The following is a 23273-nucleotide window of genomic DNA, read 5'->3' on the forward strand; positions in this document are numbered from 1 at the left end:
GGCCTTCCAGCATCCACGCGCGCAGGCGCGAAGAGCGGGCAGGGGTGGCCATCGTCGGGCGCTCCTGTCGTACGGCACGGGATTCGGCCATCGGAGTCGACGGCTGGGCCAGCGTACGCAGCGGGAACACAGCCAATACGCCTATATCCCTGCCTGACGGAATCCTGACGCGCTCTTAACGCCATTCCTTCCGGCGGCGCAGTGGACGCGCACCCTCCGGAGGTGGAACCGTACGCCGGGTGAGGAGAAGTCGTTGATGACCCGTGCCGAATCCGGTCTGGACATCCCGGTCCGGGTGAGCAGGATGCCGACGAGCCCGTTGTGCGGGTCGGCGTACGTGGTCGTGCCGGTTCCGCCGTCCCAGCCGAACTGGCCGACGGGCGCGTCCGGCTTGCAGCAGGCAGGTTCGAGGACCGTCCCCGGAGGATCAGGCGCCTGCGTTGTCTACGAATCCCACAATGTCGAGGTATTCGACTTTGGGCGGGACGCCGTAAATCCCCGTCACCTTGTCGACGATCTCCTCCGTGAAGAAGGAGCGGGCTTTCTCCTCGTCATCCCACACGTAGAAGTTCCTTGCCTGACCGCTGTCTTCGTCGAACATGAAGCTCTTGAAGCGAAGGCCGGCCATACCTTCGAACGGCCCCCGGAGTTCGCCGGCGATCTTCGCGAGAGCCGAACGATCGAACTCCTCCGTCTTCGCGAAAGTCACGAGCACGCCAATCATCGGTCCTCCTGTGGATTGATGAGCAAAAGTCGATCGAGTGACGCTCGCGGCGGATCCTAGTACACACGGCCGAAAATTCCGGTTGTTGGTTCGCGAGTCGGAAGTGCGGGTCGCAGTGGATGCGACGGGCCGGCTTCCAGCTTCCGCCGGAGGTGGGCCATGTACGCGCGCGGGTAGTTGGTCTTCGTCCGCGTCGGGCGATTCCTTGGTCGGCGTGCGGCGTGGCTTCGGTCTTCTCCGCAGAGCCGTGCCGGGCGGAGACCACCAGGACGGGGACCTGCGACCACGCCCGCAGCCGCCTGATCACCTCGATCCCGTCCATGTCGAGCAGCCCGAGATCGAGGAGGACCGCGTCCGGGCGGCGGGCCGCCAGGGCGTCCAGGGCCGTGGACCCGTCCAGCGCCCAGCCTGCAATCCCCACCGGAGACCGGCGCACTGCGTTGACGACCCTCTGACGACGGCCCGGCCCTTCTTGACGCGCCGATGATGCCGGGGACTTTTCGGCCAGGCCCCGGACCGCCGAACCGTTCATTCCCCGAATAAACGGCTCGATATCGCCCATGCGCCCGCGCAGAAATGCGGAGAACCGAAAATTAGGAACGTTTCCGCAGGATGAAAACGACGGGCTCCGTGGCGTCAACGAGAGATGGCGTGCCGGTTGGCACAGAGGCGCTTCGCTTGGGGTTCGGGCCAGGTGGGAGAGGTACCCGTTGATCATCGGATGATCCGGGCACTGCGCGCTTCAGGTGAACGGAGGGACGACGATTTCGGTTGACCGGTGATCGCTGATATCAATTTCCCTGCGCCCGGATCCGCGCCCAATAACTCCCCCTCATTTCGGTCGTGCACGCTGTGCCTCGACCTGCATCGAGAACGGAATCCGCACCATGGGAATCGCCTTCCGCAAGACCTTCGCCCTCTCCGCTCTGGCCCTGACGGCCTCACTTCTTCCGGCCGGTGAGGCGGGAGCGGCGAGCACCGCCCGGGCCGCCGTGCCCGGCCGGTACTGCCTGGCCAACGCCTGGGGAACCGCCGACATCTCCACGAAGCCCTGCGACCCCGCCGACCGGGGCCAGCACTGGACCGTCTCGGGCCACCAGATCGCCCTCACCAACGACCGCAACTACTGCCTGGCCAACGCCTGGGGCACCCAGAGCGTCACCACCAAGCCCTGCAACCCGACCGACCAGGGGCAGTACTGGAACGTCGTAGGTCAGCAGATCGCCCTGAACTTCGCCCCGGCCTACTGCCTCGCCAACGAGTGGAACACCCCGAACGTCGGCACGAAGCCGTGCGACGCCTCGGACAAGGGGCAGAAGTGGGTGGTCTTCAACGACCAGATCAGCCTGGCGGCGGTCGGCACCTGATCGGCTGGCGGTCGGACCGGGCCGGGCGCCCGGCCCGGTCCGACCCGGTCGGGGACACGCGGAGCCCTGCCCCACGTACCCCCGTACCCCTCACCCGACCCGACGTATTGACTGAATCTTCAGTCAACGAGAGGATACGGACAGTCCGCCGGCCGTCATCCGTCCTCCCCCGCCGCCGAAAGAGCCGCCCCATGTCCCCCGAACGCCCCGGCGCGCGGTCCGCCGAGCAGCCTCGGCCGGTGCCTGCCGCTCAGCTCCGGCTGCCGGGCGACGTGCTGCTGATCGCCGCCGTGACCGCGGCGGTGCTGGTCCTCTTCGAGTGGACCGACAGCTGGGGCGTCAGCGGGCTGATCGGCCCCGTGGCCTACTACGCGGCCGCCGGCTGCGCGGCGGTGGCGGTACTGGTCCGCCGGCGGTGGCCCTCGGCCGCACTGGCGACCGCCGCGACGCTGGTCGCCGTCGAGCCGCTGACCGGCGGGGCGCTGGTCGCCGTCGCCTATGCGGCGGGTTTCCGCTGGTCGGAGCTGCGCCGCCGGGCCGCGTTGCTGACCGTGAGCGTGGCGGGGCCGCTGGCGGTCACCGCGGCGATCACGGCGGGCGCCACCGCGCCGGTCCGCGAGTACGAGGCCGTGATCGTCCTCGTCACCGGGATCGTGTGCGGTGCGCTGCCGGGCCTGGTGGGTGCGCTCGCCGGGCAGCGCGAGCGGCTGCTGGCCGCGCTGTGGGAGCGCAACGCCGTCCTGGAGCGGGCGCAGCGCTCGGCCGAGGAGCAGGCCCGGGCGTGCGAGCGGGCGCGGATCGCCGGCGAGATGCACGACCTCCTCGGCCATCGGCTCAGTCTGGCGGCGCTGCACTCCGGCTGGCTGGAACTGGCGGGCCGGGCGGGTGGTCCGGAGATCCATCGGACCGCCGTGCTGGTGCACCGCACCGTGCGGGAGGCGATGGACGAACTGCGGGGCGTGCTGGGCGTGCTCCGGGCCGGCGACGCCGCGCCGGGCGCGCCGGATCCGCTGACCGCTGCGACGGGTACCCACGCGGATGTCACCGCCCTGGTCGGCGAGTCCGCCGCCGCCGGCATCCCGGTGGACCTGCGGTGGACCGGCCGGGACCTGGTCGACGCCGCCCCGACCGCCCGGCGCGCGGTCCACCGGGTGGTCCGCGAGGCCCTCACCAACGTCCACAAGCACGCCGCCGGGGCTCCGGTGGCGGTGACCGTCCACTGCGACACCGGCGAGGTGCGCGTCGACGTCCGCAGCGGGCCCGGGCCCGCGGGCCTGCCCGTACGGCCCGCGCCGGGCAGCGGGCTCGGGCTCGCCGGTCTGCACGAGCGGGTGCGCCTGCTCGGCGGATCGCTGCGGGCGGCCCGCACGGGCGAGGGCGGGTTCTGCGTCGACGCCCGCATCCCGTTGCGCTCCGGCCCGGCCGCCCCGCGTACGGCGTCCGACCCGGCGGCGGGCCTCGGCGCACTGGCCGGCGCCCGGACGTGGCTGAGCCGGGCCGTGACCGGCGCGGTCATGGCGCTGGGGGTGGTGGGCGCGGTCGCCCTGCAGTTCGTCACGCTCTCCTTCGTCCCCTTCCCGGCGGATGACGGCCCGCAGGACGTCGAACGGCCGGGGGTCTCCGTCGAGGACGATGCCCGCCGCGAGCCCGCCGGCCCCCTCCGCCCGATCTCCTTCCCCACACCGTGAGGCCTGCCGTGATCCGTGTTCTCCTTGCCGACGACCAGGACCTGGTGCGTGCCGGGATCAGGCTGGTCCTGGGGCACGCCGAGGACATCGAGGTGGTGGCGGAGGCCGCCTCCGGCCACGAGGCGGCGGCGCTCGCCGTCAAGCACCGGGTGGACGTCGCGATGCTCGACATCCAGATGCCGGGCTCCGACGGACTCGACGCGGCCGAACTCATCGCCGCCCGCGCCCCGTCGGTCCGGGTGGTCATGCTGACCACCTTCGGGGAGGACGAGTACGTGGCACGGGCGCTGCGGGCGGGCGCCATGGGGTTCATGCTGAAGGACAGCACCCCGCAGGAGCTCATCCAGGCGGTGCGCACGGTCGCGGGCGGCACTCCCATGGTGTCTCCGCGGATCACCCGGCACCTCATCGAGCGCTACCTCGAGTCGGACGAGGAGCCGGCGGACCCGCGGATCGACCGGATCGCGGCGCTCACCGGCCGGGAGCGGGAAGTGCTCGCCATGGTCGGTACGGGCGCCTCGAACGCGGAGATAGGGCGGCGGCTGCATCTCGGCGAGGGCACGATCAAGGCGTACGTGAGCCGGATGCTGACCAAGCTGAGCTGCGCCAACCGGGTCCAGGCCGCCCTCCTGGCCCGCGACGCCCGGCTCCGCCCCGACCGCCGGCCCTCCCCGGTGGCCGGTGGGCGGGACCGGCCCGCGTCAGGGCCGCTTGGAGGCGCCGGGTGAGGGTGGCGGGGGCACGGCCGGCGACGCGGAGGACCGTGCCGACGGAGACGCGGACGGCTGCACCGAAGGCGGCACGGACGGCGGCAGGGACGGCGCCTCGGACGGCCCGTCGGCCGGTGCCTCCCGGTGGGCGTCGAGGTCGGACGCCGGGCGGGGCGGCTCGGCACGGACGGCGCTCATCGTGAGGAACGCGCCGGCGAGTCCGGCTACAACGATCTTGGAAGCCAGGGCGAGCCCTCGCATCAGTACCTCCCGTGCTGGTCGGGCGCGGTCGCCAGACCGTGTCCGGTGACGTTCTGGATCTGGAGCCCGGGGCGGGCGTTGACCTCGAGGATCAGCGGGCCGCGGCAGGCGTCCACGACGATGTCGGCGCCGAGGTAGCGCAGGCCGGTGGCCTGCGCGCAGCGGCGGGCCGCGTCCAGTACCTCGGGCCAGTGCGGGACGCTCGCGCCGATCAGGGGCGCTCCGCTGTCGGGATGGTGGTCGGTGGGCTCCTTGCCGACGAGGGCGTGGGTGATGCGGCCGGTGGCCAGGTCGACGGCGGCGCCGATGGCCTTCTGGTGCAGGTTGGCCCGGCCTCCGCTGAACCGGGTGGGCAGCCGCAGCATCGCCAGCTGCGGCCGGTCGCCGCGGCAGATCACCCGGATGTCCGGCAGGCCCTGGTGCGAAAGCCGCTCGAGTTCCGGGTGGGCCCGGATCAGCGGCTCGAACATCGCCCAGTCGGTCGGCCGTGGGGAGAACTCCCCGTCCAGGATGCGCCGCAGGTGGTCGGCGACGGTCTCCCGGGCGATCCGCTTGCCGGAGGAGGAGTACCAGGTGTTGCGGCGTCGGCCGAACGACAGCAGGATGCCGTTCCCGCCGAGGCTCTGGTTCGGTTTCAGCGCCCAGCAGTCGGGGAGGCCGGACCAGTCGAGTGAGGAGATCTCCCGGCGGGAGCGCAGCAGGGCCACGGTGGGGGAGGTCGGCGCGCCGACGGCGGCCAGGGCCTGCTTGGTGGCGTACTTGTCGTTGACCAGGCGGATCGCGGCCGAGGGGTTCTGTTCGGCGATCCGGGCGTTGCGCAGGTTCATGCCGAGGACCGGGTCCCAGCCGCGGAGCCGGATCACGCGGCACCGCCCTGCGCCTTGGCTGCGGGGGCGAACCGGAACAGCTCGCTCAGCCGCAGCCCGCGATAGGTGCCGACGAGCACCGCCCACACCGCGCAGGCGATCGCCAGTTGCAGCGGCACGGCCTCCGCGAGGTGGCGTACGTACGGGGTCAGGAGCAGTAGTGCCACCAGGACGGCCGTGCCCATGGTCAGTGCGGCTCCGACGGCGGCGGACCGGACGCCGTCGAGGTCCCACTGCTCCCACAGCCGTTCGGTGATGATCGCCGTGACGACGACGGGCAGGGCCATGCCCCAGGAGTCGGACAGACCGAAGCTGCCGAGGGAGAGCTGGGCCGCGATCAGGCCGGTGGTGACCACGCCGATGAGTACGCCGAGCCGGGCGACGCGGGGCAGGTGCAGACGGCGCAGCAGCGGCTGCATGGCGAATCCGAGTGCGAACAGCACCAGGGTCAGAGGTACTCCGAGGAGCAGCCCCGACTGGGCGTAGGCCAGTGCCAGCAGGACGGGGCTGAAGGTGCCCAGCGTGTTCAGGCCGACGACCACCCGCAGGAGGACGATCACGAGCGCCGCCAGGGGCAGCAGGGCCATCATGGAGACGGGGTCGATCGCCGGGGCCTTGGCGAACAGGATGCGCAGGGCGGACGGGGCCTTGGGGGCGTCGGGCCGGGTCAGCAGCCGCTTCCCGACGGCGACTTGGAGCCCCTGGACGTCCAGTCGGCCGAGCAGGACCGGGGTCTCCCGCTTCGAGCGGTTGTTGACGGTGGTCTTGGCGACGAACGACCGGCCGGCGAGGCGGACGGTGGAGTCGACGACGGGCCGCTGTTCGCGGCCGAGCGCGGAGGCGACGGTGACCTTGGGGGCCGTCTTGAGGTCGAAGCCGAGGTCCTTGGCCAGCCGGGTGTCCATCGAGGAGGCCGAGGCGCCGGTGTCGACCATGGCGAGTACTTCGAGCGTCTTGCCGTTCGGTCCGCTGACCCGCACCGTCTCCCGTTCCCCGATCACCTCGGGCGAGCGCCCGAGGGAGCGGTCGGGCGAGCCGAGGACGCCGAGCAGGAGTACGCCCAGCCCGGCGACGGCTGCCAGCACCTTGAGGAGCACCGGTGTCTTCCCGCGCCCGCCCCGGTGTTCGCCGCGCGGCGTGCGGTCCGCGGTGGCGGGCTTCGCTTCGTTCGTATGAAGGTCGTTCACGGCACCAGCTTTGGCGGGCGGACACGGTACGCAGTAGTGGCGATCGGCCCGGGTGGGGCAACGAAAGTGCACAGTTGCCGGCGGCCGGGTACGCCGATGGCCGCAGCCCGGCCCCGCGTCGTTCGACGTGGGACCGGGCTGCGGCCGGGGAAGGGGGTTCGGTCAGATCGCGGGCTGGTCGTGGGTGGCGCAGTGGATGCCGCCGCCGCCGGAGGCGATCGCGTCGATCTTCACGGGCACGATCTCGCGGTCGGGGAAGTGCTCCTTCATGATCTTCTGGGCGCGGTCGTCGGCCCGGGCGTCGCCGAACCGGGGCAGGTACACGCCCTTGGCGCCGATGTAGAAGTTCATGTACGAGGAGACGAAGGCGTCGCCGCGTCCGGTGATCCGGTCGGGGTCGGGCTGGGACAGTTCGATGACCTCGATCTTCTTGCCGCGGGCGTCCGTGGCGTCCTTGAGGACGGACTTCGCCTGGTCCGCCGAGCGCGACCACACGTCGGCCGGGGTGCCCGGGTAGGCCTTGTCCAGCAGGACGACGCCGGGTGCGACGAAGCGCATCAGGCAGTCGACGTGCGCGTCGGTGATGTCCTTGCCCTTCACGCCCGCCAGCCAGATCACCCTGGTCACGCCGAGGGCCTTCTTCAGCTCCTGTTCGACCTGGTCACGGCTCATGCCGGGGTTGCGGTTGGCGTTGACCACGGAGCTCTCGGTGAGCACCAGGGTGCCGAGGCCGTCGGTTTCGAAGGAGCCGCCCTCGGCGACGATCGGCGTATCGATCCGGTCGAGGCCGTACTTCGCCAGCAGCGCCCGGGAGACCTTGGCGTCGTTGGCGTGCTCCTGCTTGTTGCCCCATCCGCTGAAGTTGAAGTCGACGCCCTTGACCTTGCCACCCTCCTCGACGAAGACGGGCGCCGTGTCCCGGGCCCACAGGTCGTCGACCGCGAGCGGGATGACCTCGACGTCGTTGCCGCAGGCCTGCTGGGCCGCCTCTTCCTGGTCGGGCCGGGCCATGAGCACGACCGGCTCGCGCGCGCCGATGGCGGCGGCGAGTCCGGCGATGTCCCCCCGCACGTCGTCCAGCTGATCGCCCCAGACGTCCTCCGACGCGGGCCAGGACATGAACGTACGGGTGTGCTTCTCCCACTCGGCGCCGAACCGGCGGCCGTTCGCCCCGCCGGGTCCGGGGGCCTGGGCGCCGTCCTGCTCCGGTTCGTCGAGTTCGGTACAGGCGGTCAGGCCGAGGGCGAGCACGCTCGCGCCCGCGAGGGTGCGCATCATGGCGCGGCGTGACAGGGCGGCATTCGACAAGGGGTCCTCCGGGGGATGAGGGGAGAGGGGTGAGGGAGGGGGCCGACCGGGCCGCACACCCGGTCGGGCCGGCGCGGCGGAGCGCCGACGGCGTCCGTCGGGACGAGGGTCAGGGCATCGGCTCGTGCATGGTCGAGCAGTGGATGCCACCGCCGCCGCCCATCAGGCGGTCGACGTCGAGCTGGACGACCTCGCGGCCGGGGAAGGCCGCCGCGAGGGTCCGCCGGGCGGCCTCGTCCTTGGCCCGGTCGCCGAACTGCGCGGTGATCACACCGCCGTTGACGAGGACGAAGTTCAGGTACGAGTCGACGAAGGCCGAGCTCTTCGAGCGGACGGTGTCTGGGCCGTCCACCCGGATCACCTGGAGCTTGCGGCCGCGCGCGTCGGTCGCCGCGGAGAGGATCGAGAACTGCTCGCGGGCGTCCCGCGCCCACACGTCGTTCCGGTCCGCGGGCGGCAGCTGGACCATCACCACGCCGGGGCGGACGAACCGCGAGGTGACGTCGACGTGGTCGTCGGTGATGTCCTTGCCCTTGATACCGGGCAGCCAGATCATCTTGTCGGCACCGTAGGCGTCGAGGACGGCGTCCTCGATCTCGGCGCGGCTCATGCCCCGGTTGCGGTTCTTGTTGACGAGGCTGCTCTCGGTCGCCATCACCGTGCCGTCGCCGTCCGTCTCGACGGCCCCGCCCTCGCCGACCAGGTCGGCGTAGGTGAGCCGCAGGCTCCGGCGACGGGCGACCCGCTCGGCGACGCGCGCGTCGTCGGTGTGGACCTGCTTGTTGCCCCAGCCGTTGAAGTTGAGGCAGACCGCGTCCAGGGCGCCGTACCCGTCACGGCGGAAGACCGGGGCGATGTCGCGCATCCACAGGTCGTCGGTGGGGATCGCGGTGGTCACCTCGACCTGCGGGCCGCACATGCTGCGGGCCTCGCGGGCGCTGTAGTCGTCGGGCACGCACATCACCACGGGCTCGAACTCGGCGATGGTGCGCGCGATCAGCGCGATGTCCTCCTGTACGCCGGCGAGCTGCCGCCCCCACACCGACTTGCGGGACGGCCAGGACATCCAGGTCCTGGCGTGCGGGACGTCGTCGGCAGGCACCCAGGGGCGGGCGCCGCCCGGTCGCGGTGCCGCCGAGGCGGAGGACCCCGCCAGCGCCCCGGAGCCGAGGGCGAGGCCGGCCGCGCCGAGGCCGGCCGCCCCCAGCAGGCTCCGGCGGGAGGGCAGGAACCCGAGCAGGTGGTCGGCGAGCGAGCGCTCGTCGCGGTGTTGCGTCATGGCATCTCCAGATCAAGTCGACCATCGGCGGGCCGGCGCCGCCATCGCGGGCACGGGGGCACCGGCCGGCCAGGGCTGCCGCCCTGGCCTCACCTTCGCACTGACTGAAAATTCAGTCAAACCCGTCGACGGCAGTGACCCCCGTGTGCCCGCCTGCCGGGAAGTCCGCCGATCGCCGTCCTCAGACTCCGGCCGCGAGCCGTCGCAGCAGGGCCGGGTCCACCTCCAGGAGGCTGCGCACGACCGTCCGCCGCGGCCCCGGGGTGATGGCGGCGAGGGAGGGTACGGCCAGGACCGTGCAGCCGGCCGCCTCCGCGGAGGCGACGCCCGTCGGGGTGTCCTCGACGGCCACGCAGGCGGCCGGGGTCGCGCCGAGCGCGGCCAGGGCGGCCCGGTAGGGGTCGGGGTACGGCTTCGTGCGGGGGGTCTCGCCCTCCGCGACGGAGAGGGTGAACCCGTGCGGCCCGAGCGCGCCGAGGACGGTGTCCACGACCGGCCGCGGCGAGGCCGAAACCAGCGCCGTGGGCACGCCCGCGGTGTGCAGCGCGGCGAGGAGTTCCAGGGCGCCGGGCAGGGGGACGACCTGCCCGCGCACGAGTGCGGTGAAGCGGCGCTCGAGGGCCGCGCCGAGCCTCCCGGGCTCGGCGCGGCCGCCCGCCCGGGAGGCCAGGTGGGCGGCGGTGTCGGCGATCGCGCGGCCGAGGACGAAGGGGAGGTCCTCGTCCGCGAGGGCCAGTCCCAGCCCGAGGGCCTCCTCCTCGACCGCCCGCCGCCACAGGCGCTCGGTGTCGACGAGCGTCCCGTCCATGTCGAAGAGGACGGCCTGGAGTTCGGTGTTCAAGGAGGCTCCCGGAAGGTGGGGGTGGTGGTGGCCGGCGCTCAGTCCTGGGCGATCCCCGGGTCGGGCCGGTCGCGCAGTTCGACGGTGCGGACCGCGGCGGCGTGGAGTTCGAGGACGGTGATCTCGTTGCGGCCGGCGCGGAGCACCGGCGCGGGCACGTACAGGGTCGCCTGCGGGCCCCGGGACCAGTAGCGGCCGAGCGCGAAGCCGTTGACCCAGGCGTGGCCCTTGGTCCAGCCGTCCAGGGCGAGGTACGCGTCGGCGGGCCGGTCGACCTCGAAGGAGCCGCGGTGGAAGGCCGGGCCGACCAGGGGCACGGCGGGGCCGAAGGCGATGCCCTCGAGGCGCTCCAGCGGCAGCGGGCGGCTGCTCCAGTCGCCGAGCTGCTGCCCGTTGACGGTGACCGGGCCGAGCAGGCCCTTGCGGTCGTGGATGCCGGGGCCGTAGTTCACCCGGCCCTGGTTCTCCACCAGGACCGCCAGCCGTGCCCCGGGCCGGGGGGTGGTGAAGGCGAGGGCGTGCTCGTGGTGCTCCCGCTCCAGTACGCCGACGGGCTGCCCGTCGACGAAGACCTGGGCGCGGTCGCGGACCTCGCCGATCCGCAGCACGGCCGGCCCGGCGGCCGGCAGGGCCGACTCGTACAGCACGAAGCCGAAGGACTGGCCGAGCTGTTCCATGGCCAGCGGACGGTCGGCGGGGACGGCCTCGCCGAAGAGGTGATCCTGCTCGAACAGGACGGCACAGGCGTCGAGTTCGACGGTGGCCGGGGCGAGCTTGGGTGCCCGCACGGCAGCGGGAGGGACCTCGGCGGGAGCCGGGGCGTGGCGGGCGATGACCTCGCGGAAGGCCTCGTACTTGGGGGTGGGGTCGCCGGCCTCGTCGAGCAGTGCGTCGTAGTCGTACGAGGTGATGGTGGGGCGGTAGGTGCCTTTGTCGTTGGCGCCGTTGGTGAAGCCGAAGTTGGTGCCGCCGTGCAGCATGTAGATGTTGACGGAGGCTCCGGCGGCGAGCAACCGGTCCAGGTCCGCGGCTGCGTCGGCGGCGTCGCGGGTGGTGTGGGCGGCGCCCCAGCGGTCGAACCAGCCGATCCAGAACTCCGAGCACATCAGGGGCCCGGTCGGCTGGTTGCGGCGCAGTGCCTCGAGGCCCGCCTCGACCCGGCTCCCGAAGTTCACGGTGCGCAGCACACCGTCCAGGCCGCCGCGGGCGAGGTCGCCGGGCTGGTCGCAGGTGAACAGCGGGACGTCCACTCCATGGGCGTGCAGCAGGCCGGCGAGGTCGGCCAGGTAGCCGCTGTCGTCGCCGAACGCGCCGTACTCGTTCTCCAGTTGGACCGCGATGACCGGCCCGCCGACGGAGGACAGGTACGGCTTCAGCGGCGGGAGGAGGGCGGCGAGGTAGGCGTCGACGGCGGCGAGGAACCGGGGGTCGCGGCTGCGCAGCTCGATGCCGTCCTCGGCGAGCAGCCACGAGGGCAGGCCGCCGCCCTCCCATTCGGCGCAGATGTACGGGCCGGGCCGCAGCAGGACGTGCAGGCCCTCGGCCGCGGCGAGATCGAGGAAGCGGGGCAGGTCGAGACCTCCGTCCAGCCGGAACTCCCCGGGCCGGGGGGCGTGGAGGTTCCAGGGGACGTAGGTCTCGACCGTGTTGAGTCCCAGCAGGCGTGCCTTGCGGAGCCGATCGGCCCACTGCTGCGGGTGGACGCGGAAGTAGTGCAGTCCGCCCGAGAGGATGCGGAACGGTCGGTCGTCGAGGCGGAATCCGTCCTCGGCGATCTCCAGTCGGGGCATGCCGGGTGCTCCTAGCTGTGCGTGCGGGTGCGGGATGAGGGGATCAGGCGAGCGGGCGGCAGAGCAGGGCGTCCGGGACGCCGTAGTGCAGCCACTTCCAGGTGAAGGCGACGCCGGCGAGGTACTCGTTGTCTGCGCACTGGCCCTTGTAGTAGCCGGGTGCCCAGTCGCTGGCGTTCGAGCCTCCGGTGGCGGGCCGGTTGTCGCCGTGGTCGAACCAGAGCACGCGGCCGGAGGTGGGCAGGGCGGTCGCTGCGGGGGCGCAGAGCAGCGCGGACATGGCGTTGCCGTTCACGCTGTAGCCGACGGCGAAGGTCCCGTTCGGGCACTGGAGCTTGTTGTAGCCGCCGGCCCAGTCGCCTCCGGTGACGTACCGCTCGTCGGTGACGACGGTCCAGGCGCCGCTGCCCTTCGCCGGCTGGTTGATGTCGGTGCACAGGCCGCGGCTGTCGCTGCGGCCGAGGCCGACGACGCGCTGGGTGTCGGGGCAGTTGGCCTTGCGGTTGCCGGGCGACCAGTCCGGCTTCGCCAGCATGGTGGCGGAGACGTCGTAGTCGCCGTAGTCGAGGTTGAGCATGTTCCAGCGCGGGGTCGGGGCGACCTGGCCGGTCTTGCCGGGGGCGCCCACGAGCTTGTTCCAGTCGTTGGCGCGCCAGTCGCCGGCGTCCATGACGCCGAGCCGCGTGCCGTCCGCCCGGTAGTTGACCATGGCCCAGTTGTCGTTCGGCGTGCCGTTCGCGTCGCTCCAGCCGACCAGCGGCCAGATCGCGAAGTCGGTGTCGCCCCGCACCATGATGTCGGTGAAGTTGGTGAACCAGGCCCGTTCCGGGGCGTCGACGTCCCCGCGGCCGGCTGCGCCGAACTCGCTGATCCACACGGGCGCGGTGAAGTGCTGCCCGGACCGGGTGACGAACAGCGCCTGGTCGTCGACGACCTGGGCGAGCTGCTGGGGGGTGAACTCCTCGTAGCGCGGGTCGTGGGTCTCGCCCGTACCCGTGGCGCCGGTGTGGTTCGGGCCGGTGTAGCCGTAGAAATGGGCCGCGTAGACGAGCTTGTCCGAGCGGATGAGGGTGTTGGAGAGGGTGGCGACCGGGGTCAGCGTCGGGCGGCCGTGGCTGGTCACGTCGGTCGGGATGCCCTGCCAGTTGATGCCCTCCATGACGACCAGCATGTCGGGATCGGCCTGGAGGATCTTGTTTCCGGCTTCTTCCAGGGCCTTGTTCAGGTCGTGGTCGTTGCCCCAGCCCCAGTTGGGGTCGTTCCAGGTGTCGCGTCGGACCTCGTTGCGCAGGTCGGCGCCGACGACCCGCTTGTCGGCCTGGTAGCGCTTGACCAGGAACACCCAGTCGTCGATCCACTGCTGCGTCGACTGGCCGCTGTTCCAGCGCTCGTTGCCGTCCAGGCCGCAGCAGAAGCGGTAGGTGGTGGTGTGGTTGTTGAGGATGACGGCGAAGCCGTCCGCGGTCAGGGCCCCGACGACGGCGTCGAACACCTGGAGCGGGGTGCGGCCCTTGAGCTGGGGGTTGGCGGCGACGGCCGAGTCCGGGACGATGCTCGTGTCGTGGAGCAGCGCGTTGGCGAACGGCAGCCGGATGCTGTTGAGGCCCATGGCGTGGAAGTCGGCCAGGATCTCGGCCATCGGCTTGCGGTCCAGGCCGAGCGGGAGGTTGTGCGAGTTCTGCCGCGCCTGGTGGTTGGCCACGTCGCCGACGTCCCCGCTGCCCTGCCAGGTGCCCTGGGCACCGGCCCAGTTGCCGGACTTCAGCTTGAAGCGGTTTCCGCCGGCGTCGACGACGTACCGGCCGCGGGTGGAGAGCGGGCCGGTCCACGAGGCGGCGAGCTCTTCGCCGGTCAGGGCGACGGGAGCGGACGCGGCGGCCGCCGCCGGGGCGGCGACGGCGCCCGCTCCGGGAACGGCCACGGCGGCCGCGAACAGCGCCGTGGTGGCGAGCACTGCGCGCAGGCCTCGTGTGACGGACCTCGGTGATCTTGCGGATCTCATGAGGGTTTCCCTCCGGATGGAGTGGGGTGAGGGAGCGGGGTGGTGCGGGCCCCGGACGGGACGTCCGGGGAGATCGGGGGGCGGCCGGCCCGGTCCGGGTCAGCCCTTGAGGCCGCTGGTGGCGATGCCCTCGACGATGTAGCGCTGGGCGACGAGGAACATGACGACCAGGGGCGCGACGGTGACGACGGCGCCGGCGAAGAGACCGGGCAGGTTGATGGTCTGTGAGGTGAGGAAGGTGGACAGCGCGATCTGCGCGGTCCAGGCGGACGGGTCCTGGCCGATGACCAGCGGCCACAGGAAGGAGTTCCAGCTGTCGATGAAGGACAGCGCGCCGAGGGACGCCAGCATCGCGCCGGAGCTCGGCAGGGCGATCCGGCCGTACAGGCCGAGCCACCCGAGGCCGTCGAGCCGCCCCGCCTCTTCGATCTCGGCCGGGAACTGGAGGTAGAAGTTGCGGAAGAGCAGGACGGCGAAGGGATTGAAGAGGCCGGGCGCGATGATGCCCCAGAGGGTGTTGACGCCCCCCATGGAGCCGACGACGACGAAGGTCGGTACGAAGGTGACCGAGCCCGGGATCATCAGCGTGGCCACCACCAGGGCGAGCAGCACCCCGCGCCCCCGCACCGGGATCCGGGCGAGGGCGTAGCCCGCGGCGGAGGCCAGGAGGGTGGAGACCGGCGCGGTCACGGCGGCGATCAGCAGCGAGTTGCCGAGCGCGCGGCCCATGGAGACGGCGGGGTCCGCGAACAGGGCGGTGAAGTTCTCGAAGTGCATCGTCGAGGGCCACCACGTCCACTCCGGGGCCGTCAGGCTCCGGGAGTCCATGAGGGCGTTGCGGAGCATCAGGTAGAAGGGCGTCAGGAAGGCCGTGGTCAGCAGGCCGACGAGCAGACCGCGGGCCAGCAGGCGGGCGGTTCGGGAGAGTCCGGGCAGGGTGATCACGCGCTTCTCATTCTCCGCTCCTGCCGAATCCGGTGAACCGGCCCTGGATCAGGGTCACTCCGACGATGAGGGCGGTCAGCACGAAGGCTCCCGCCGAGCCGAGACCGTAGTTCTGGCTGCCCATCGCGGTGTTGTAGAGGTGGACCAGCGGTGTCTGCACCGGGGCGGTGCCGGTTCCCGACAGGCCGCTGTTGAACAGGTTGTAGAACTCGTCGAACGCCTGGAAGGCGGCGATGAAGAGCAGCATGAGCACGGCCACGGAGGTGTTGCGCAGCATCGGCAGGGTGATCCTGGTCAGGAGCCGCCGCCCGGTGGCCCCGTCGAGCGCGGCGGCTTCGTGGACCTCCTTGGGGATGGCCTGGAGCCCGGCGAGGAAGAGCACCATGTAGAAGCCGACCTGGAGCCAGAGGCGCAGGCTCACGAGGACGATCCAGTACAGCGATGGCGAGCCGCCCTGCAGCCAGGCGACGGGCTCCGCTCCGAACCATCCGCCGATCATGTTGGCGACGCCCGCCGGCAGGCCGTTGAACAGGCACATCTTCCAGAGCAGCGAAGCGGCGACGTACGACACGGCCGCCGGTATGAGGAAGGTGGTGCGCAGCAGGGCCCGGCCGCGCCGGATCCGGTGGACCAGCAGGGCGAGTCCGAGGGAGGCGGCGAAGGTGACCGGCACGATGAACGCGGTGAACAGCAGGATCTTGAGCAGCGAATCGCGGAACGCCGGGTCGGACAGCAGGGTCCGGTAGTTGTCGAGTCCGACCCAGTGGCCGAGGCCGATGGTGCCCCGCGCGTCGCTGAGGCTGAGCAGGAAACTCCAGCCGATCGCGACGTACTTGAAGATGCCGAGCCCGATCAGCACGGGCGCGGTCAGCACCGCGAAGGCGAGCCGGCCCGGCCATCCCGCGCGGGACCGGCCCGCACGGGCCCCGCCGGCCCGCGTGCGGACGGCGCCGGTCCGGGCGGAGCCCCGCGGGATGACCGCGGGGCTCCCGGCTCGCTCGGGTCCCGGTGTGACGTCGGCCGCCGGATTCACCGCATTCATCGGTTTCACCGGCCGAGCTGCTTGTCGATCTCGCTCTGGGCCTTCTTCACGGCGTCGGCCAGCAGCGCGGACGGGTCTCCCTGCCCGCCGGTGATCTTCGCCGCGGCGGCGTTGAAGGTGCTGCTCACGGCGGTGTCCCAGGTTCCGGGGTAGTGCTTGCCGTACTTCGCGGCCAGCTCCACGGTGTCCTTGGCCGTGCCCGCGGAGAGCTTCTGGGCGGAGGCCGCCACGGACGTGCGGGGCGGCACGTGGAACCCGTAGCTCTCGGCGAAGTCCTTCTGGAGGTCGGACTGCTCGACCCACAGCCACTGGACGAACTTCTTGGCCGCGGCCACGTTCGCGCCCTTGGCGTTGACGCAGCTGGTCCAGCCGCCGACGCGTACGACGGGGGCGGCGCCGGCCTTGAAGGCGGGCCACGGCAGCACACCGAAGTCGTCGCCGAGCGCGGAGACGACAGCGGGCATCGACCACAGGCCGCCCCACTGCATCGGTACGACGCCCTGGGTGAAGGCGGCGGGATCCCACCAGTCCGTGGTGAACCCGAGGAGCAGCGACTTGTCGTCGTGCAGGCGCTTCAGCCCGGTCAGCGCTTCGAGTGCCTGGGCCGATCCGAACGCCACCTTGCCGTCGGGGGTCACGAGGTCGCTGCCGTTGGAGAAGGCGGCGAGGCTCGGGGAGTCGCCGAGGCCGTCGTTGCCGACGAACAGGCCCTTGGTCTTGTCGGTGGTCAGGGCCTTCGCGGCGGAGACCAGTTCGTCGAAGGTGGTGGGCGGGGTGATCCCTGCCTTCGACAGGGTGCTCTTGCGGTAGTAGAGCATCATGACGTCGTCGATCATCTTGACGCCGTAGAGCTTGCCGTCGACGGTGACCGTGTCCACGGCGTTGGTGTTGAAGTCGCTCCTGGCGCTGCCGTAGACGTCGTCGAGCGCGGCGATCTGGCCGCGGCGGGCGAGGCTCTCGCTGAAGTCCCCGATCTCGAAGACGTCGGGGGCCGAGTCGGTGAGCAGGGTGGCGTTGAGCTTGCTCGCGTAGTCGCCGGGAACCCAGGTCACCTTCACGGCTATGTCCGGGTTGGCCTTGGTGAAGGCGGTGGCGTAGCGGAGCACCGCCTGCTGGGTGCCGGCTTCGCCGTAGGCGTGGTACCAGACGTTGAGGGTGGTCTTCGCCCCGGAGGAGGAGCCTGCGGTGGGGTCGGTGCTGCAGGCGGTCGTCAGGACGGTTCCGGCGGCCACGAGAAGCGATCCGGTGAGGAATCCGCGTCGGCTAAGCTCGGGTCTGCGTGCGCTCATGTCGCATTTCCTTCTGTGAGGGGGTGCGGGGCGGATGTGGTCCCTGGTCGGCGCCTTCGTCAGTGCTTGCCGGCAGAGGAGGGCGGCGGTCAGGGAGTCGTACGCGGCGGCTGCGGGTGCGGCGGTGTGCCGCGCCGGTCAGCCGGCGCCGTGGGTGGAGGCTGCGGCCGGCTGCGGGAAGAGGGCCTGGATGGCCACGGCGGCTCCCCCGCGGGCCCACTCCTCCCAGGGCAGCGGACGCAGCGACAGGGGGCACCGGGACGCGGCGCCGAAGGCGTGTGCGGCGTAGGTGTCCTGGATCTGGCTGCCGAACAGGTCGTAGGTGTCGAGTCCTTCGCCGCTGACGACGACCCGCTCCGGGCCGACGAGGTTGACCAGTGCGGCGATGCCGACCCCGATGGCCTCTCCGGCCCTGGCGAAGGCCTCGCGGGCCGCGGGCAGGCCCTCGCGGGCCATGTCGACGGCCTCGCCGAAGCTGAGGAGCGGGTTCGCGGTGGACCGGCGGACCGCTTCGGCGATCGCGCCGGTGGAGGCGATCGCCTCGACGCAGCCCCGCGCGCCGCAGCGGCAGAGCGGGCCGGCCGGGTCGACGCAGAGGTGCCCGACCTCGCCCGCGACACCGTAGGCCCCCCGGAGCAGGTGCCCGTTGACGACGAGCGCGGAGCCGATGCCCGCGCCGATGGTGACCAGCGCGAAGTACCCGGTGCCGATGCCTTCGCCGAACCAGTGCTCGGCGACGGTCAGGGCCCTGACGTCGTTCTCGACGGTGACCGCGAGGCCGGTGGCGGCGGCGAGCAGGTCCGCGAGCGGCACGTCGCGCCAGCCGAGCAGGCCGGAGTGGCGGAGCCTGCCGGCCTCGCGGTCCACGTCCCCGTTGACGGCGACGCCGAGGTGGCGGGTCCGGTCCCGGAACGCCGGTTCGGAGTCCAGGAGTTCGTCCACCAGCTCGGCGACGAGCGCGGCGACCACCTCCGGCGTGCACAGGTCGAGGTACCTGACGGCGGTGGTCCGGATGCCGGCCCGCAGATCGCAGACGGCGCCGAAGACCTGATCGGCGCTGATCTTCAGGCCGATGAAGTACTCCCGGTCGGGATCGACCGCGAGCGGGTTCACCGGCCGGCCGGCACCGGGAGCGGTGCGCTCCGGCGGGAGTTCGTACAGGTAGCCGTCGTCGATGAGCGGCCTGGCCGCCTTGGTGACGGCCGTCGAGGAGAGCCCGGTGCGCCGGGCCAGTTCCACTCTGCTGAGCGGGCCCTCCGCGAGGAGCAGGGCGAGGACCGCGGTCTCGGCGGGTGCACTGACCAATGGCTGGACTTGATGTCGGAACACGGGTGAAACGTAGAGCAAATAAATAACTTCTTCCAGTATTGATTCGGGAGTTGGGGCGGCCCTACGCTCAGGGCCCAACTCCGCCTGGATACGACCCTGTTCCTCTCCGCACGTCACGTCAGGGGATCCATCCGTGCTCGCCACGCTCCCGCTCGTCACCTTCGACCCCGGCCCCGGGCCCGGCCTCGGCCTCGCGGTCCTGCGCACGCCGAACAGCGTGTACGCCCTCCGCCTCGCCCCCGACGGCAGTCCCCGGCACGTGTACTGGGGTGCACCGCTCGACACCGGCCTGCTGTCCGCACTGCCCGACGCGGCCTCCCCCGCCGCGAGCAGCTTCGAGGCCGATGCCGCCGCCGACGAACTCGCACCGCAGACCGGGGCGCGCTTCGGACCGGCCGGCCTCCAGGTCCGCTTCTCCGACGGCACCCGCGGCGCCCAGTGGCGCTTCGCCGGCCACCGCATCGACGGGGGCGAACTGCGGCTGCGCCTCGAAGACCGCCACCGGCCCCTGTGCACCGAACTGTGCTACCGGGTACGGCCCGGCACCGACGTCATCGAGCGCTGGACGGAACTGACCCACACCGGGAGCGCGGACGACCCCGTCGGCGTCGGGCCCGTCACCGTCGACCGCCTGGATTCGGCCGCCTGGACCGCTCCCCCGCTGCCCGACTACCGGCTCAGCCATCTGACCGGCGGCTGGAACAGCGAGTTCCAGCTCCAGCGCGACCGGCTGCCCGTCGCCGAAACCGTGCTGACGAGCCGTCGGGGACTCACCGGCCACCACGCCGCCCCCTGGCTGGCGGTCGACGACGGCACCGCGACCGAGGAGCAGGGCGAGGTGTGGAGCACCGCGCTCGCCTGGAGCGGGAGCTGGCGGGTCACGGTCCACCGCGATCCGGTCGGCCGCACCACCTGGACCGGCGGCTTCGGGCACGAGGGGATCGGCTGGACCCTGCAGCCGGGCCAGAGCCTCCGTACGCCGGTGTACGCGGGCCTCTACACCCCGCACGGATTCGGCGCGGCCAGCCGCGCCTGGCACCACCACGTACGCACGCACGTGCTGCCGGAACCCGACCGGGACCGGCCCGTCCTCTACAACTCGTGGGAGGCCACCGGGTTCGACGTCGACGAAGCCGGCCAGATGCGGCTGGCCCGGCTGGCCGCCCGCGCCGGCGCGGAGCTCTTCGTCCTGGACGACGGCTGGTTCGGCACCCGCCGCGACGACCGTTCCGGGCTGGGAGACTGGACTCCCCGGCCCGAGGCCTTCCCGCGCGGACTGCGTCCCCTCGCCGACGAGGTGCACCGGCTCGGCATGGCCTTCGGACTGTGGGTGGAACCCGAAATGGTCAACCGCGACAGCGAGTTGTACCGCGCCCACCCGGAGTGGGTCGTCCACTCCCCCCGGCTCGACGCGACCGAACTCCGCAACCAGCTGGTGCTGAACTTCGGGCGGCCCGAGGTCGAGGCGTGGGCCCAGCGGACGCTCGACGCGCTCGTGCGCGACCACGACGTCGACTGGCTCAAGTGGGACGCCAACCGGGCCTTCACCGAGGCCGGCTGGGACGGCCATCCCGACCCCGACCGCCTGTGGATCGACCACACCCGGGCCGTCCACCGGATCATGGACCGGCTCCGCGCAGCCCACCCCGGCCTGCGGATCGAGGCGTGCGCGGGCGGCGGCGGACGCGTCGACCTCGCCATGCTCGCCCGTACCGACCAGGCCTGGACCTCGGACAACACCGACCCGGTGGACCGGATCGGCATCCAGCACGGGTTCGGTCAGCTCTTCCCGGCCCAGGCCATGGCCGCGTGGGTCACCGACAGCCCCAACGGCGTCACCGGCCGGGCCACTCCGCTGCGGTTCCGCTTCCACGTCGCCATGGCCGGGGCGCTGGGGCTCGGCGGGGACCTCACCTCGTGGAGCGAGGAGGAACTCGCCGAGGCCGCCGAGCTCGTGGACCGGTACAAGAGCATCCGCCCGCTCGTCCAGCGCGGACACCAGTACCGCGTCGCCCCGGCCCCGGGCCCGGTGACCGCCGTCCACTACGCGGCGCCCGACGACTCCGGGCACGTGGTCCTCGTATGGCGCCCCACGAACCGCTTCGGGCATCCGCCCGCCCCGGTACGGCTGCCCGCCCTCGACCCCGGGGCGCACTACCTCGACGAGGACCTGGGGCACGTGCACAGCGGCGCCGTGCTGGTCCGCCACGGCATCGATCCGCGGCTGCCTGCCGGCGACCACGCCAGCAGCCTGATCCGGCTCCGCCGCGTCGCCCCCTGAGCGTCACCCACTCCCCTCCCCCGCCCGCCCACGACACCTCTGGACCGGCCCATGGACACCACCCGGAACACCGCCCGCGTACTGGTGGTCGGCATCGACGGGGTACGCCTCGACCTGCTGCCCGAACTCGACACCCCCCACCTCGGCTCGATCGCCCGCGCGGGCTTCCTGGCACCCGTCGAGGTGGACGCCTCGACCCCCACGATGTCGGGCCCGTGCTGGGCCACGATCGTCACCGGGGTCGGCGTCGCCAAGCACGGGGTCTGGGGCAACCGCTTCGACGGAAACCGCCTCGACCTCTTCCCGGACTTCACCACCCGCCTCGCCGCCGACTGCGGGCGGCGCACCTTCGCCGTCGGGGGCTGGGAGCCGCTGTTCCTCGCCCGGCAGGGCGGCCCGCTCTTCACCGCCCCCACCCGGCTCGGCTACGTCGCGCCCCGCGAGGACACCCCCGAGGCCTGGGAGGAGGTGGACGAGCGGGTGACCGCCGATGCGGAACACCTCCTCGGTCTGGACGAGGAGCTGCACGCCGGCTTCGTCTACCTGGGCGCGGTCGACGAGACCGCACACTTCCTGGGCTGCGGTCCCGGGTACCGCCGCTCGATCGAGAGCGCGGACCGGCGGCTCGGCCGGCTCCTCGCCGCCGTACGCCGTCGCCCCGGCCACAGGGGCGAGCAGTGGACGGTCATCGTGGTGACGGACCACGGCCACCGCGACGAAGGGGGTCACGGGGGACGCAGCCCGCTGGAGCGCACGGCCTGGATCGCCGCGTGCGGCCCCGGCCTTTCCCCCGGCACGGCACCGTCGGCCCTGCACCACGCGGACGTCGCCGCCCACGTCTACACGGCCCTCGGCATCACCCCCGACCCGCACTGGACCCTGGACGGAACCGCTTTCACCGCGGGCTCCGCCGTGCGGGACCCCGCGCCGGGCGCGGCTCAGACGCCGGTGATGGCGGTGACGGAGCCGTCGGCGACAGCGGCCGTCAGCAGGGCGTGATCCGCGTCGGTCCGGTCGGCGTAGCGGAGGGCGAAGTCGGCGACGGCACGGTCGAACGTGTCGGCGTTGCCCATGTATCCCGCGATGGCGATGCGGTCCCCGGAGCGGGCGTGGGCGCGCGCCAGCGCCCGCCCGCACAGCCCGGCGTACTGGCCGAGGACGGCCCGGGACATGCTCGCGACATCGGCCGATCCCTTCATGTCGCGCAGCTGCCGGCCATAGAAGTGGCGTCCTCCGGGGCCGGTCGTCCAGCCGAGGAAGATGTCGCTCGTGGCCTGCAGGAGCCGCTGGCCGGCCACGACCCGGTGACCGTGGTGGTCGTGGCCGCCGGCCGGGAGGTGGTCCTGCAGGACGGACGGGCCGGCCTCCTTGATCTGCAGGAAGAGCGGGTCGTCGTCGTCCCGGCCGGTGAGCAGCACGATGTGGCAGCGGGTCCCCACGCTGCCGACGCCCACGACCTTCCGGGCCGCGTCGACGAGCCGGTAGCGGTCCAGGAGGAGGCGGCGCTCCTCGGGAAGCGTGCTGCGGTACTCGCGGAAGACCGCGTCGACGGCCTGCACGTCCGCCCGGGCCAGCGGTTCCAGCAGCGGCGGATCGTGGACGATGCGCCGGCCCTCCTCGCGCACCTCGGTCAGCTTCGCCAGGGCCCGCAGGCTGGTGCGGGTGCGGGCGCGCGCCAGGCCGGCCTCGAACCGGCCGCGGAGCTTGGGCTTGCGGATGAGGGGCAGCAGATCGGCGGTGTCGATCCGGTGGTACCAGACGTCCAGCTCGCCCTGCCCGGCGAGCTCCCTGATCGTGTCCCGGTAGGCCCGGACCGCCGCGAGGGCCGATCCACGGGCCCAGTCGTCCCCGTGGCCGTTCTGGCGGGCCGCCACCGCGACGCTCGCCGCGAGCCGCTTCACGTCCCACTCGAAGGGGCCGGGCAGGGTCTCGTCGAAGTCGTTGAGGTCGAAGAGCAGGGCGCGTTCGGGTGAGGCGAACACCCCGAAGTTCAGCAGGTGCGCGTCCCCGCACAGCTGGACGGTCAGGCCCGTGTGGGGCCCGGCGGCCAGATCGGCGGCCATGACCGCGGCCGCGCCGCGCAGGAACGCGAACGGCGAGGCCGCCATCCGGCCGTGGCGGATCGGCAGCAGTTCCGGGACCCGGCCGGCCGCCTGCCTCATCAGTACGGCGACGGGATCGGGGCGCTCGGGCGACGCGGTCCACTGTCCGTGCGAGGCACGGCTGACGCTCTTGCGGACGGCGCGCCCGCGTCGGGACCGCTCGGCCGGGCTGCTCATGCTCCGCTCCTTCCCGCCGGTCCCCTCATCCTGAGCGCACCGCGCCCGGCGCGCACGTCACCACCCGCGGACGCGTCCGCGCGGG

General features: G+C 72.4%; 18 protein-coding genes and 2 pseudogenes. 5 read left to right on the forward strand and 15 right to left on the reverse strand.

Features of this window, described 5'->3' with window-relative positions:
- Positions 1–246: 246 nt before the first annotated feature.
- The 3 genes and pseudogenes from ACIGFK_RS19735 to ACIGFK_RS19745 all read right to left on the reverse strand — a co-directional run.
- A pseudogene (locus ACIGFK_RS19735) lies at positions 247–384 on the reverse strand (serine hydrolase); the annotation flags it as partial.
- Between the two features lie 43 nt (positions 385–427).
- A complete protein-coding gene (locus ACIGFK_RS19740) occupies positions 428–724 on the reverse strand; it encodes a hypothetical protein (protein ID WP_400053069.1) in 297 nt (98 codons plus the stop codon).
- Positions 725–950: 226 nt separating this feature from the next.
- Positions 951–1442: pseudogene (locus tag ACIGFK_RS19745) on the reverse strand (response regulator); the annotation flags it as partial.
- A 169-nt stretch (positions 1443–1611) separates the two neighbouring features.
- Here ACIGFK_RS19745 and ACIGFK_RS19750 point away from each other — a divergent pair.
- The 3 genes from ACIGFK_RS19750 (at position 1612) to ACIGFK_RS19760 (ending at position 4507) form a co-directional block, all read left to right on the forward strand.
- Positions 1612–2091 (forward strand): ricin-type beta-trefoil lectin domain protein, encoded by a 480-nt coding sequence (locus tag ACIGFK_RS19750; protein ID WP_386473871.1) that lies wholly within the window; start codon positions 1612–1614, stop codon positions 2089–2091.
- 239 nt (positions 2092–2330) lie between these two features.
- Positions 2331–3779 (forward strand): sensor histidine kinase, encoded by a 1449-nt coding sequence (locus ACIGFK_RS19755; RefSeq protein ID WP_400052889.1) that lies wholly within the window; start codon positions 2331–2333, stop codon positions 3777–3779.
- An 8-nt stretch (positions 3780–3787) separates the two neighbouring features.
- Positions 3788–4507, forward strand: coding sequence for a response regulator (locus tag ACIGFK_RS19760; RefSeq protein ID WP_376661894.1), 720 nt, complete (start codon positions 3788–3790; stop codon positions 4505–4507).
- 242 nt (positions 4508–4749) lie between these two features.
- On the opposite strand, the gene ACIGFK_RS19765 is transcribed toward ACIGFK_RS19760, so the two are convergent.
- From ACIGFK_RS19765 to ACIGFK_RS19815, 11 genes are all read right to left on the reverse strand, one after another.
- The gene (locus tag ACIGFK_RS19765) at positions 4750–5613 is read right to left on the reverse strand and encodes a sugar-transfer associated ATP-grasp domain-containing protein (protein WP_400052890.1); all 864 of its coding nucleotides are present in this window, start codon (positions 5611–5613) and stop codon (positions 4750–4752) included.
- Positions 5610–6803, reverse strand: coding sequence for a 7TM domain-containing protein (locus ACIGFK_RS19770; protein WP_400052892.1), 1194 nt, complete (start codon positions 6801–6803; stop codon positions 5610–5612). The genes ACIGFK_RS19765 and ACIGFK_RS19770 overlap by 4 nt, the downstream gene beginning before the upstream one ends.
- Before the next feature lie 162 nt (positions 6804–6965).
- Positions 6966–8111 (reverse strand): agmatine/peptidylarginine deiminase, encoded by a 1146-nt coding sequence (locus tag ACIGFK_RS19775; RefSeq protein WP_400052894.1) that lies wholly within the window; start codon positions 8109–8111, stop codon positions 6966–6968.
- A gap of 109 nt (positions 8112–8220) precedes the next feature.
- The gene (locus ACIGFK_RS19780) at positions 8221–9390 is read right to left on the reverse strand and encodes an agmatine/peptidylarginine deiminase (RefSeq protein WP_376661889.1); all 1170 of its coding nucleotides are present in this window, start codon (positions 9388–9390) and stop codon (positions 8221–8223) included.
- Between the two features lie 181 nt (positions 9391–9571).
- Positions 9572–10231, reverse strand: coding sequence for an HAD family hydrolase (locus tag ACIGFK_RS19785; protein ID WP_400052896.1), 660 nt, complete (start codon positions 10229–10231; stop codon positions 9572–9574).
- A gap of 38 nt (positions 10232–10269) precedes the next feature.
- Entirely contained in the window at positions 10270–12021 is a 1752-nt protein-coding gene (locus tag ACIGFK_RS19790; protein ID WP_400052897.1) for a beta-galactosidase family protein, read from the reverse strand.
- A gap of 43 nt (positions 12022–12064) precedes the next feature.
- Positions 12065–14023: a glycoside hydrolase family 5 protein gene (locus tag ACIGFK_RS19795; RefSeq protein WP_400052899.1), complete on the reverse strand. Its 1959-nt coding sequence runs from the start codon at positions 14021–14023 to the stop codon at positions 12065–12067.
- A 99-nt stretch (positions 14024–14122) separates the two neighbouring features.
- On the reverse strand, positions 14123–14968 hold the full coding sequence (locus tag ACIGFK_RS19800; RefSeq protein WP_376660587.1) for a carbohydrate ABC transporter permease: 846 nt from the start codon (positions 14966–14968) through the stop codon (positions 14123–14125).
- A gap of 7 nt (positions 14969–14975) precedes the next feature.
- Entirely contained in the window at positions 14976–16010 is a 1035-nt protein-coding gene (locus tag ACIGFK_RS19805) for a carbohydrate ABC transporter permease (protein ID WP_400052902.1), read from the reverse strand.
- A 5-nt stretch (positions 16011–16015) separates the two neighbouring features.
- Positions 16016–17299: an ABC transporter substrate-binding protein gene (locus ACIGFK_RS19810; protein WP_400052903.1), complete on the reverse strand. Its 1284-nt coding sequence runs from the start codon at positions 17297–17299 to the stop codon at positions 16016–16018.
- Between the two features lie 138 nt (positions 17300–17437).
- Entirely contained in the window at positions 17438–18628 is a 1191-nt protein-coding gene (locus ACIGFK_RS19815; RefSeq protein WP_376660590.1) for an ROK family protein, read from the reverse strand.
- Between the two features lie 133 nt (positions 18629–18761).
- On the opposite strand from ACIGFK_RS19815, the gene ACIGFK_RS19820 reads away from it, so the two are divergent.
- Positions 18762–20909 (forward strand): alpha-galactosidase, encoded by a 2148-nt coding sequence (locus ACIGFK_RS19820; RefSeq protein WP_376660591.1) that lies wholly within the window; start codon positions 18762–18764, stop codon positions 20907–20909.
- Between the two features lie 51 nt (positions 20910–20960).
- Positions 20961–21908 (forward strand): alkaline phosphatase family protein, encoded by a 948-nt coding sequence (locus tag ACIGFK_RS19825; protein WP_376660592.1) that lies wholly within the window; start codon positions 20961–20963, stop codon positions 21906–21908.
- On the opposite strand, the gene ACIGFK_RS19830 is transcribed toward ACIGFK_RS19825, so the two are convergent.
- Positions 21848–23188, reverse strand: coding sequence for a DUF2252 domain-containing protein (locus ACIGFK_RS19830; RefSeq protein WP_400052905.1), 1341 nt, complete (start codon positions 23186–23188; stop codon positions 21848–21850). The genes ACIGFK_RS19825 and ACIGFK_RS19830 overlap by 61 nt on opposite strands.
- Positions 23189–23273: the final 85 nt, after the last annotated feature.

The sequence above is a fragment of the Streptomyces sp. NPDC085524 genome, assembly GCF_044541755.1.
GTDB lineage: Bacteria > Actinomycetota > Actinomycetes > Streptomycetales > Streptomycetaceae > Streptomyces.